11 protein-coding genes are annotated in these 11,759 nt (G+C 54.4%); 6 read left to right on the top strand and 5 right to left on the bottom strand.

Going from position 1 to position 11,759, the window contains the following annotated elements:
• Positions 1 to 4 precede the first annotated feature (4 nt).
• The 5 genes from ftsZ (at position 5) to mutT (ending at position 6,172) form a co-directional block, all read left to right on the top strand.
• Positions 5 to 1,156: a cell division protein FtsZ gene (gene ftsZ / locus ACMWKA_RS15600; RefSeq protein WP_008501978.1), complete on the top strand. Its 1,152-nt coding sequence runs from the start codon at positions 5 to 7 to the stop codon at positions 1,154 to 1,156.
• A 101-nt stretch (positions 1,157 to 1,257) separates the two neighbouring features.
• Entirely contained in the window at positions 1,258 to 2,175 is a 918-nt protein-coding gene (lpxC, locus tag ACMWKA_RS15605) for a UDP-3-O-acyl-N-acetylglucosamine deacetylase (protein ID WP_013095578.1), read from the top strand.
• A gap of 279 nt (positions 2,176 to 2,454) precedes the next feature.
• On the top strand, positions 2,455 to 2,958 hold the full coding sequence (gene secM, locus ACMWKA_RS15610) for a secA translation cis-regulator SecM (protein ID WP_013095579.1): 504 nt from the start codon (positions 2,455 to 2,457) through the stop codon (positions 2,956 to 2,958).
• A gap of 59 nt (positions 2,959 to 3,017) precedes the next feature.
• Positions 3,018 to 5,723 (top strand): preprotein translocase subunit SecA, encoded by a 2,706-nt coding sequence (gene secA / locus ACMWKA_RS15615; RefSeq protein ID WP_013095581.1) that lies wholly within the window; start codon positions 3,018 to 3,020, stop codon positions 5,721 to 5,723.
• Between the two features lie 56 nt (positions 5,724 to 5,779).
• Positions 5,780 to 6,172, top strand: a complete 393-nt coding sequence (gene mutT / locus ACMWKA_RS15620) for an 8-oxo-dGTP diphosphatase MutT (protein ID WP_014830654.1) — start codon at positions 5,780 to 5,782, stop codon at positions 6,170 to 6,172.
• A gap of 34 nt (positions 6,173 to 6,206) precedes the next feature.
• On the opposite strand, the gene yacG is transcribed toward mutT, so the two are convergent.
• The 3 genes from yacG to coaE are packed head-to-tail and all read right to left on the bottom strand — an operon-like array spanning position 6,207 to position 7,774.
• Complete coding sequence (yacG, locus tag ACMWKA_RS15625; RefSeq protein ID WP_003856332.1) at positions 6,207 to 6,401, bottom strand: DNA gyrase inhibitor YacG; 195 nt, start codon at positions 6,399 to 6,401, stop codon at positions 6,207 to 6,209.
• Positions 6,402 to 6,410: 9 nt separating this feature from the next.
• Positions 6,411 to 7,154 carry a cell division protein ZapD gene (gene zapD / locus ACMWKA_RS15630; RefSeq protein WP_414760399.1) on the bottom strand — a complete coding sequence of 248 codons (744 nt, stop codon included), beginning with the start codon at positions 7,152 to 7,154 and terminating at the stop codon, positions 6,411 to 6,413.
• Positions 7,154 to 7,774, bottom strand: coding sequence for a dephospho-CoA kinase (gene coaE / locus ACMWKA_RS15635; protein ID WP_014830656.1), 621 nt, complete (start codon positions 7,772 to 7,774; stop codon positions 7,154 to 7,156). Before coaE ends, zapD begins: the two co-directional genes overlap by 1 nt.
• A gap of 228 nt (positions 7,775 to 8,002) precedes the next feature.
• On the opposite strand from coaE, the gene ACMWKA_RS15640 reads away from it, so the two are divergent.
• The gene (locus tag ACMWKA_RS15640) at positions 8,003 to 9,046 is read left to right on the top strand and encodes a GMP reductase (RefSeq protein ID WP_020688503.1); all 1,044 of its coding nucleotides are present in this window, start codon (positions 8,003 to 8,005) and stop codon (positions 9,044 to 9,046) included.
• A gap of 32 nt (positions 9,047 to 9,078) precedes the next feature.
• Here ACMWKA_RS15640 and hofC read toward each other — a convergent pair whose 3' ends face one another.
• Positions 9,079 to 10,263: a protein transport protein HofC gene (gene hofC / locus ACMWKA_RS15645; protein ID WP_414760400.1), complete on the bottom strand. Its 1,185-nt coding sequence runs from the start codon at positions 10,261 to 10,263 to the stop codon at positions 9,079 to 9,081.
• Positions 10,253 to 11,635, bottom strand: a complete 1,383-nt coding sequence (gene gspE / locus ACMWKA_RS15650; protein ID WP_414760401.1) for a type II secretion system protein GspE — start codon at positions 11,633 to 11,635, stop codon at positions 10,253 to 10,255. The genes hofC and gspE overlap by 11 nt, the downstream gene beginning before the upstream one ends.
• Positions 11,636 to 11,759 lie beyond the last annotated feature (124 nt).

The raw sequence follows: 11,759 nt of genomic DNA on the forward strand, positions 1-11,759 counted from the left end.
AATTATGTTTGAACCTATGGAACTGACCAACGACGCGGTGATTAAAGTCATCGGCGTCGGTGGCGGCGGCGGTAACGCCGTAGAGCATATGGTGCGCGAGCGCATTGAAGGTGTTGAATTCTTTGCGGTTAACACCGATGCACAGGCACTGCGTAAGACGGCAGTCGGCCAGACTATCCAGATCGGTGGTGGCATCACCAAAGGTCTGGGCGCAGGGGCTAACCCGGAAGTAGGTCGCAATGCGGCTGAAGAAGATCGTGAAGCGCTGCGTGCTGCACTGGAAGGTGCGGACATGGTCTTCATCGCAGCAGGAATGGGTGGCGGTACAGGTACCGGCGCAGCACCTGTTGTGGCTGAAGTGGCTAAAGATTTAGGTATCCTGACCGTTGCTGTCGTGACCAAGCCTTTCAATTTTGAAGGCAAGAAACGTATGGCCTTCGCGGAGCAGGGTATCACCGAGCTGTCCAAGCATGTGGACTCGCTGATCACCATCCCGAACGACAAACTGCTGAAAGTGCTGGGTCGCGGTATCTCTCTGCTGGATGCCTTTGGCGCAGCAAACGACGTGCTGAAAGGCGCGGTTCAGGGTATCGCTGAACTGATTACCCGTCCTGGCCTGATGAACGTTGACTTTGCTGACGTTCGCACCGTGATGTCCGAAATGGGCTACGCGATGATGGGCTCCGGCGTGGCGAGCGGTGAAGACCGTGCGGAAGAAGCAGCAGAAATGGCTATCTCTTCTCCGCTGCTGGAAGATATCGATCTGTCGGGTGCGCGTGGCGTGCTGGTCAACATCACCGCTGGCTTCGACCTGCGTCTGGATGAGTTCGAAACCGTGGGTAACACCATCCGTGCGTTCGCCTCTGACAACGCGACCGTGGTAATCGGTACCTCCCTTGACCCGGAAATGAACGACGAGCTGCGTGTAACGGTTGTTGCTACCGGTATCGGTATGGACAAGCGCCCTGAAATCACTCTGGTGACGAACAAGCAGACTCAGCAACCGGTAATGGATCGTTACCAGCAGCACGGTATGTCTCCTCTGACTCAGGAGCAAAAACCGGCCGCGAAAGTGGTTAATGACCCAACGCCGCAAACGGCGAAAGAGCCAGATTATCTGGATATCCCGGCGTTCCTGCGTAAGCAAGCTGACTAAGAATTGGCTGGAATTTGGGGATTTCCGCTCTTTGTGCTAAACTGGCCCACCGTTAGTGATATACACTCTCGGTTGGATAGTTAATTTGGCGAGATTATACGATGATCAAACAAAGGACACTTAAACGTATCGTTCAGGCGACGGGTGTCGGTTTACATACCGGCAAGAAAGTCACCCTGACGTTACGCCCTGCGCCGGCCAATACCGGGGTCATCTATCGTCGCACCGACTTGAATCCACCGGTAGATTTTCCGGCCGATGCCAAATCTGTGCGTGATACTATGCTCTGTACTTGTCTGGTGAACGAGCATGACGTGCGGATTTCTACCGTAGAGCACCTGAACGCCGCCCTGGCGGGTCTGGGTATCGACAACATTATTGTTGAAGTCGATGCGCCAGAAATCCCGATCATGGATGGTAGTGCTGCTCCGTTCGTTTATCTGTTGCTGGATGCCGGCATCGAAGAACTGAACTGCGCGAAGAAATTTGTTCGCATCAAAGAGACCGTTCGCGTCGAAGATGGCGACAAGTGGGCTGAATTCAAACCGTACAATGGTTTCTCGTTGGACTTCACCATCGATTTTAACCATCCGGCGATTGATGCCAGTACCCAGCGCTATGCGATGAACTTCTCTGCTGATGCGTTTATGCGCCAGATCAGCCGTGCTCGTACTTTCGGCTTCATGCGTGATATCGAATATCTGCAGTCCCGCGGCCTGTGCCTGGGCGGCAGCTTCGATTGTGCCATCGTTGTTGACGATTATCGCGTACTGAACGAAGACGGTCTGCGTTTCGAAGATGAATTCGTTCGCCACAAAATGCTTGATGCAATCGGCGACCTGTTCATGTGTGGTCACAACATTATTGGTGCATTTACCGCGTTCAAATCCGGTCATGCGCTGAATAACAAACTCTTGCAGGCCGTCCTGGCAAAACAGGAAGCCTGGGAGTATGTGACCTTCGAAGACGAAGCTGAACTGCCGCTGGCCTTCAAAGCCCCTGGCCTGGTTCTGGCGTAACGGTTCAAGCCGTTTCGTAAAAAATCGACTGGTTAACCTGGTACTCTCTCCGACCAGGGAAACCAGTCGTTTTTATTTTTACCTTTCTTCATTTTGCCCCAGCTTCCCCTTTCGCTTAGCAAGCGTAGAAAATCTGTGCGTTAGCTGCATTCTTGACCGTTTTTCCCCGCTGCAGTACGTCATTCCTGCTGCTGTGTATTGGCTTTAGTGGTAATATCTGGGCGCTTAAAAGAATAACTGAAATCAGCCTGTGTAAGACGGGCTTATGTGGTGGAGCAAGTGAGCGGAATTCTGACGCGCTGGCGACAATTTGGCAGACGTTACTTCTGGCCGCATCTCTTATTAGGGATGGTCGCGGCGAGTTTCGGCTTGCCTGCGCTCAGTAACAGCGCTGAAGCTGCCACACCGGCAAAGACGTCAACCACCAAACACGATCTCACCGCGCGCGTTAACTTCACCAATCTTGCGTGGCTTGAAGCCAGCCGCCGTCCTAACTTTTCGGTAGATTACTGGCAGCAGCACGCCATCCGCACGGTTATCCGCCATCTGTCATTTGCAATGGCGCCGCAGGCCATACCGGTTGCTGAAGAGACGCTGCCGGTTCAGGCGCAACACCTTGCGCTGCTGGATACGCTCAACGCGCTGTTGACGCAGGACAGCCAGCCAGCTGTTAGCGTTCCGCAGACAGCGCAATCCATCGTTGTTTCACCCGCCACATTCTCTGTCTCGACGTGGATAAGCCAGGTTCATGGCATCCGCGCCGGGCCTCAGCGCCTCAGTTAAATTAACCGTTTTCAATACCTTAATTTATCTGCCCGTTATGGGGCGTTTGAGAATTTATTATGCTAATCAAATTATTAACCAAAGTTTTTGGTAGTCGTAACGATCGTACCCTGCGCCGTATGCGCAAAGCTGTCGCTGTCATCAACGGTATGGAACCGGCGATGGAGAAGCTGTCTGATGACGAGCTGAAAGCGAAAACCGCAGAATTCCGCGCACGCCTGGAAAAAGGCGAAACCTTAGAAAGCCTGATCCCGGAAGCCTTCGCGGTTGTGCGTGAAGCGAGTAAACGTGTATTCGGCATGCGTCACTTCGACGTGCAGCTGCTGGGCGGTATGGTGCTTAACGAGCGCTGCATCGCGGAAATGCGTACCGGTGAAGGTAAAACCCTGACCGCGACGCTGCCTGCCTATCTGAACGCACTGACCGGTAAAGGCGTGCACGTCGTGACCGTCAACGACTATCTGGCACAGCGTGACGCCGAAAATAACCGTCCATTGTTCGAATTCCTGGGGATGACCGTCGGCATCAACATGTCCGGTCTCCCTGCGCCAGCCAAGCGCGAAGCGTATAACGCCGATATCACCTACGGTACCAACAACGAATACGGCTTCGACTACCTGCGTGACAACATGGCGTTCAGCCCTGAAGAACGTGTGCAGCGTAAATTGCACTATGCGCTGGTGGATGAGGTGGACTCCATTCTGATCGATGAAGCGCGTACCCCGCTGATCATCTCCGGCCCGGCCGAAGACAGCTCTGATATGTACCGTAAAGTCGACAAAATCATTCCACACCTGCTGCGTCAGGAGAAAGAAGACTCCGATACCTTCCAGGGTGAAGGCCACTTCTCCGTTGATGAAAAAGCGCGCCAGGTGAACCTGACTGAACGTGGTCTGGTTAAAATTGAAGAGCTGTTAGTGGCCGAAGGCATCATGGAAGAGGGCGAGTCTCTTTACTCCCCGAGCAACATCATGCTGATGCACCACGTGACTGCCGCACTGCGCGCCCATGCGCTGTTCACTCGCGACGTCGACTACATCGTCAAAGACGGCGAAGTCATCATCGTTGATGAGCACACCGGCCGTACCATGCAGGGTCGTCGCTGGTCTGACGGTCTGCACCAGGCCGTTGAAGCCAAAGAAGGTGTGGATATTCAAAACGAAAACCAGACGCTGGCGTCTATTACCTTCCAGAACTACTTCCGTCTGTACGAGAAGCTGGCAGGGATGACCGGTACAGCAGATACCGAAGCGTTTGAATTCAGCTCCATCTACAAACTGGATACCGTTGTCGTTCCAACCAACCGTCCAATGATCCGTAAGGACATGCCGGACCTGGTCTACATGACCGAAGCGGAAAAAATTCAGGCAATCATCGAAGATATTCGCGAACGTACTGCTAAAGGCCAGCCGGTTCTGGTGGGGACCATCTCCATCGAGAAATCCGAAGTGGTGTCTAATGAGCTGACCAAAGCGGGTATCAAGCACAACGTACTGAACGCCAAATTCCACGCCAAAGAAGCAGATATCGTTGCGCAGGCGGGTTATCCGGCGGCCGTGACCATCGCCACCAACATGGCGGGTCGTGGTACCGATATTATGCTGGGCGGTAGCTGGCAGGCCGAAGTGGCTGAGCTGGAAAACCCAACGCCGGAACAGATTGCGCAGATCAAAGCCGACTGGCAGGTGCGTCATGACGCGGTTCTGGCATCTGGTGGTCTGCATATCATTGGTACTGAGCGTCACGAATCACGTCGTATCGATAACCAGCTGCGTGGTCGTGCAGGTCGTCAGGGTGATGCCGGTTCTTCCCGCTTCTACCTGTCGATGGAAGATGCGCTGATGCGTATCTTCGCCTCTGACCGTGTTTCCGGCATGATGCGTAAGCTGGGGATGAAACCTGGTGAAGCCATTGAGCACCCATGGGTGACCAAAGCGATTGCCAACGCGCAGCGTAAAGTGGAAAGCCGCAACTTCGATATTCGTAAGCAGCTGCTGGAATATGACGACGTCGCCAACGATCAGCGTCGTGCTATCTATACCCAGCGTAACGAACTGCTGGACGTATCCGACGTGAGCGAAACCATCAACAGCATTCGTGAAGATGTGTTCAAAGCGACTATCGATGCGCACATTCCGCCTCAGTCTCTGGAAGAGATGTGGGATATCGAAGGCCTTCAGGAGCGCCTGAAAAACGACTTCGACCTCGACCTGCCAATCAAAGAGTGGCTGGATAAAGAGCCAGAGCTGCACGAAGAGACCCTGCGCGAGCGTATCTACGAAACCGCGCTGGAGGTATACAAGCGTAAGGAAGAAGTTGTGGGCGCTGAGATGATGCGTCACTTCGAAAAAGGGGTGATGCTGCAGACGCTGGACTCACTGTGGAAAGAGCACCTGGCGGCGATGGACTACCTTCGTCAGGGGATCCACCTGCGTGGCTATGCGCAGAAAGATCCTAAGCAGGAGTACAAGCGCGAATCCTTCTCGATGTTTGCCTCCATGCTGGAGTCGCTGAAATATGAAGTTATCAGCACCTTGAGCAAAGTGCAGGTGCGTATGCCGGAAGAAGTGGAAGCGATGGAGCAACAGCGTCGTGAGGAAGCCGAGCGTCTGGCACAGATGCAGCAGCTTAGCCACCAGACTGACGATAGCGAAGCCGCTGCGGCGATCGCCGCGCAAACTGGCGATCGCAAAGTGGGGCGTAACGATCCGTGCCCATGCGGTTCCGGTAAAAAATATAAGGCGTGCCACGGCCGTCTGAGCTAAGTTCATAAAAAACGAAAAGGCGCAGAAATCTGCGCCTTTTTTATGGAAGTGACAATATGAAAATACTGCAAATTGCTGTCGGGATTATTCGCAACCCGCAAAACCAAATCTTCATTACGCAACGTGCCGCTGACGCCCACATGGCAAACAAGTGGGAGTTTCCTGGTGGGAAAATCGAGTCCGGTGAAACGCCGGAGCAGGCGCTGGTGCGTGAGCTTCAGGAAGAGGTCGGCATTACTCCGATTGGCGCAACGCTGTTTGATAAGCTGGAATACCAGTTTCCGGATCGTCACATCACGTTGTGGTTCTGGCTTGTGGAAAGCTGGGAGGGGGAACCCTGGGGGAAAGAGGGTCAACCGGGTGGCTGGGTTTCGCTTCACGCGAGTGATGCCGAAAAATTTCCTCCGGCAAATGCGCCCGTCATATCCCGGCTAACGGGTAACCAGTAGGCCTGCTGAGCGAAGTGCCAGCAGGCATCTACCGCTACTGCTGGTTTTCGCTCCAGTCATCGCTGTCCGAGAGATCACCTTCACTTGGAATGCGTTTCTCTTCCGCCGCCCATTCGCCCAGGTCAATTAACTGACAGCGCTTACAGCAGAATGGGCGAAACGGACTCACCTCCCCCCAGACAACAGTTTTGCCACAGGTTGGGCAGTTTACGGTGGTTACATCAGACATAGGCACTCCTTAACAACAGGCCAGTTCAAAATCGAGGCGTTCCGGCACGGTGCCATTTTCACTATCCAGCGGCATAAAGCGAATCGCAAAACGACTCTTATGCCCGGAGATTTGCGGGTAAAGCTGTTCACCCAAAGAGAGGTTCAGACGCAGCAGATCCGCATCATCACCGTTGTCCTGGTAGAAACCGTTCAGGCTGGTTTGCTTGCGGAATGGCGCCGAGTTACGGATGAGATCGAGGATCAGGGATAACGTCTGATGCATCGGCTCCAGGCTGCCCAGCCAGCTTTTCACCTGTGCATCACGCTGGACCTGCGGCATATGCAACCACATATGCAGTGTCGGCAGGTCAAAGCTGCAGCAGCCGCCCGGGATACTCAGGCGCTGGCGCACCAGCCCGATTAAGCGGTCTTCGCGCAAAAACTGCCCAACGCGGGGAGCGGCCATCAGCGTACTGCTGCTGTTTTTAAGCTGTTGACGGAGTGAATCAATGCGGCTCTGGTCAACGCCCGGTACTTCGGCCCAGGCCTGTAGTTTACGCTGCTGGCGCTCCAGCTCTTTCAGTAGCTCGGTGCGAACGTCGCCTCGTTCAATTACATCCAGAAGATCGCCCACATTGCGGAAGAAGTGCAGCGCCGTCGCATGATCGTTGATGGGCAAATGTTGTGAGAGTTGTTGAATCAGAAATTCGATACGCAGCCAGGTACGCATTTTTTCGTTGAGCGGATGCTCAAAAAGGATGTGGGTCGACATTATGGTTTTTCCTGTGCAACGGCCTGCGCGGCATACGTCAGATACTGCGCGTGCAGGCGGGCAACATCCGATGCAATGGCATCTGGTGCGCCGTTATTATCAATAACATCATCCGCAACGGCAAGGCGCTGAGCGCGCGTGGCCTGAGCGGCAAGAATTTGTTCAGCCTGTTCGCGCGAGACATGGTCGCGCGCCACGGTGCGCTGGATTTGCGTTTCGGGTGAGACATCAATGACCAGTACCCGGTCCGCTTTATTGTGCAGTTGATTCTCTACCAGCAGCGGAACCACCCACAGAACATACGGCGAGCGGGCTGCGGCAATCTGACGCTGGGTTTCCTGGTGGATAATGGGGTGGAGCAGAGCATTAAGCCAGGCCTTTTCTGAAGAATCAGAAAAAATGCACTCACGAAGCTTGCGGCGATTTAGCGTGCCATCCGCGTTGATAATTGCCTGACCAAAATGTGCCTTAATGGCGTTTAGTGCGGGTGTATCTGGCTCTACCACCTGACGGGCAATGATATCGGCATCGATTATGGTGATACCCAGACGAGAGAATGCGTCCGCAACGGTACTTTTCCCGCTGCCGATGCCGCCGGTTAATGCGACGATATACCCCATTAAATCAAATCCTGGGAATTATTCATTATTAAAATCAGTTGGTTAAAATTCAAACGTGCGCCAGCCACTGTTTGGCTCTCTTTACCGGCTTTTTACCAGGTAAATTTATAGGATTGTAGCGTAAAAAAAGAGAATTTCGCAGTCTTGCGGAGCAGGTATTAGTGCGTATGATAACGTCACTGGAGTTGTGCTTTTAATATATTTGCCTCTAACCCCAGGAATCCGCACATGCGTATCGAAGAAGATCTGAAGTTAGGTTTCAAAGACGTTCTTATCCGCCCTAAACGCTCTACACTGAAAAGTCGCTCAGACGTTGAACTCGAACGTCAATTCACCTTTAAACATTCCGGTCAGACCTGGTCTGGCGTGCCGATCATCGCAGCCAATATGGATACGGTGGGAACCTTCGAGATGGCAACCGCGCTGGCGAAATTCGATATCCTTACCGCTGTGCATAAGCACTACAGCCCGGAAGAGTGGAATGCCTTTATCGCCTCTGCATCCGACGATGTGGTGAAGCATGTCATGGTTTCCACCGGTACCTCCGATGCCGATTTCGAGAAGACCAAACAGATTCTTAACGCTAACCCGGCGCTCAATTTTGTCTGTATTGATGTGGCAAATGGTTACTCCGAGCACTTCGTGCAGTTTGTCAGCAAGGCGCGTGAGGCCTGGCCCACCAAAACCATTATCGCGGGCAACGTGGTAACCGGTGAAATGTGTGAAGAGCTGATCCTTTCCGGTGCAGACATCGTAAAAGTGGGCATTGGCCCGGGTTCCGTGTGTACCACGCGTGTGAAGACTGGTGTGGGTTACCCGCAACTTTCTGCGGTGATTGAGTGTGCTGATGCCGCGCACGGTCTGGGTGGTCAGATCATCAGCGACGGCGGTTGCACCATGCCGGGTGATGTCGCGAAAGCCTTTGGCGGCGGCGCGGATTTCGTGATGCTTGGCGGCATGCTGGCGGGTCATGAAGAGAGCGGCGGTACCGTGGTTGAAGAGAACGGCGAGAAGTTCATGCTGTTCTACGGCATGAGCTCAGAATCAGCAATGACCCGTCACGTAGGTGGCGTGGCAAAATACCGTGCTGCGGAAGGCAAAACCGTGAAGCTGCCCCTGCGTGGCCCGGTCGAAAACACGGCTCGTGACATCCTGGGCGGCCTGCGTTCCGCATGTACCTACGTTGGGGCATCCCGTCTGAAAGAGCTGACAAAACGTACGACGTTTATCCGCGTTCAGGAGCAGGAAAACCGCGTTTTCAATAGCCTGTAATGTTTCCGCTGGCGTATGTCCGTACGCCAGCGTTATCCCGCGCTCATTGCATCCCCGAGATGGAAAATGGGCAGATACATCGCCACCACCAGCGTACCGATAATCACCCCCGTCACAATCAGCAGCACTGGCTCCAGAAGCGCGGCCAGATTATCTGCCAGTTGAAAGGTTTGCTCCGTATGATGGCGGGCAAGGTTTTCCAGCATAATGTCGAGTGACCCAGATACCTCCCCGGTGCGTATGAGTTGAATGCACAGCGGGGTAAAGACGGCCGCTTTCTGAAATGAAGACCAGACGGTAAAGCCTTGTTCAATGTCCCCACGAACGCTGCGCAATATGCCTTGCCAGTACCGGCTATCAACAGTTTCTTCTGCGCTCTGTAATCCCTGTAAAAAGGGGATGCCCGCCTGCTGGGTGAGTGACAGTACGGTAAAGATCTGCCCCAGTTTTTGCCCTCTTGCCAGCCTTCCCGTCACGGGAATATGCATCAGGATACGTTGCCAGCGCGGATCCCGTCGCAGCGCCCAGGCGATGGCCACGGGAATAAGCAGCAGCACGAACAGGGCGATGGCGTATGTCTGGATAAACGCCGACAGGCCCATGACCATCTGTGTCAGCAGCGGCAGGGGAGTATTAAACGTTTTGTAGATGGCCGCGAACTCCGGCAAGACCAGGGTGACCATGGCCAGAACGACAAGAACGGCCAGCGCCAGAATGATCGTCGGATAGCGCAACGCCTTCTTCACTTTTGCCGTGAGTTGCTGCTGGGATTGTTGCTGCTGAGCGAGCTGGCGGCAGCACGTTTCCAGCTTCCCCGTTAGCTCCCCTGTTTTTACCATCGAGACATACAGCGGGCTAAATACCGCAGGCCATTGCTTCAGCGCCTCTGAAAAGGCGCATCCCTCGCTCAGATCATCATTCATGTTTTCCAGCAGCGCCTGCCAGTGTTTGACAGGATGCTGATCGGCCAGCATTTGCAGACTTTGCGATAACGTCAGGCCAGCCTGCAACAGCGTGGCAAGCTGGCGAAACATCTCATAGCAATGATGGGGTCGCCAGCGGTGCGTCAGCGAGCATCGGGTGAGCGAAAGTGGGTGTAACTCTTTACGCATCAGCCTGACGAAGGCTGTTTCGCGATCTGGCGCCCACAGCACCCCACACAGAGATTCGCCTTCACTGGATAGCGCCCGCCAGCGCCAGAGATGATTAACACTCATTGGGCATTCCCAGCACGCGCAGCAACTCTTCGAGCGTGGTCAGTCCTTGCTCTACGGCCAGACAACCCTGCTCAAATAACGATGTCATTCCCGCCTGACGAGCGCTGGCTTCGATGACCTCTATCGAGGCGCCACTGGCGATGGCCTGCCGGAGCGTGGTGTCGATGGCGAGGACTTCAAAAATGGCGACGCGGCCATAAAAGCCGTGATAGCAGCGATCGCAGCCGCCAGGTTGCCAGCGAGGAAGCGGACGGGGCCATACGGTGCGCGGTAATTCTGCGCGGCTGTTGGCTTCCTGCCGACAGTGAGGACACAGACGACGCACCAGCCGCTGGGCAATCACCAGCGAAAGTGCAGAGGAGATCATCCAGCGTGCAACCCCCATCTGCTGCAGGCGAATGACGGTTTCCGTCGTGGAGTTGGTGTGCAGCGTCGACAGCACCAGATGCCCGGTCTGTGCGGCGTTAATGGTAATCTCTGCCGTTTCACTATCGCGGATTTCGCCTACCATAATGATGTCCGGATCCTGGCGCAGGAGCGCCCGCAGAACGCTCTGAAAGGTTAAGCCCGCACGGGGATTAATCTGCGTTTGGTTCAGCCCCGCAAGCGGGATCTCGATCGGATCTTCCACGCTGCAGATGTTAACGTCAGGGGTATTACGCGCCTGCAATGCGCTATAGAGCGTGACCGTTTTTCCGCTGCCAGTGGGGCCCGTGACCAAAATCAGCCCCTGCGGTTGATGGAGGATCTCGTTAAAGCGGGCCAGCTGTTTCGCACTCATTCCCAGTTTTTCGGGTTCCAGCGCCTGATGAACCTGATGCAGCAAGCGCAGCACAATTTTCTCTCCGCCGCTGCAGGGAAGCGTGGCGATGCGAAAAGAGACCGGCTCGCTTGCCAGTTCAATCGTAAATTGACCATCCTGCGGTAAACGGCGCTCCGCAATATCCAGTTGGCCCAGCACTTTTAAGCGAGCGGTGAGGGTATTTGCCACCGCTGCAGAAAGCGGAGGCAGCGGGCAAAGCACACCGTCAACACGCAAGCGGACCTGACAGATATCCCCCATCGGTTCGATATGAATGTCAGATGCGCGCTGGTTTATCGCCTGCTGCAGGGTGTGGTTGAGAATATCCACCGTGTTGTGCGGCGTTAAAACAACCGGGAGGTGTGATTGCGCGGTTAACTGCCGGTGTTTTTCCATGCGCTCCGCTGTCCAGCATTCAATATCAATACGTTTTTGCGTGGCGAAACGCAGCGCTTCCATCATTTCAGCGGCGGGATTGCCCACGACGGCGATGCTAATCATGTCGGCGTCGCTGGTCAGCAGCAAAGCATGGTGGCGCTGGCACAGGGTGACGAGTTGATCTGAATTCATTGTCCGCTCCTGTCAGTTACTGTCGAAACGGAATCTATGGTCACTCCCGTTTTTGCAACACCGATTTTGACGACAAGTTGGCTTGCTTGAATCTATCCGGCGTCTGAATGGGATTTTATTCCCG

It is taken from the genome of Enterobacter sp. 03-F-07-AD-ECC (genome assembly GCF_047530935.1).
GTDB lineage: Bacteria > Pseudomonadota > Gammaproteobacteria > Enterobacterales > Enterobacteriaceae > Enterobacter > Enterobacter cloacae.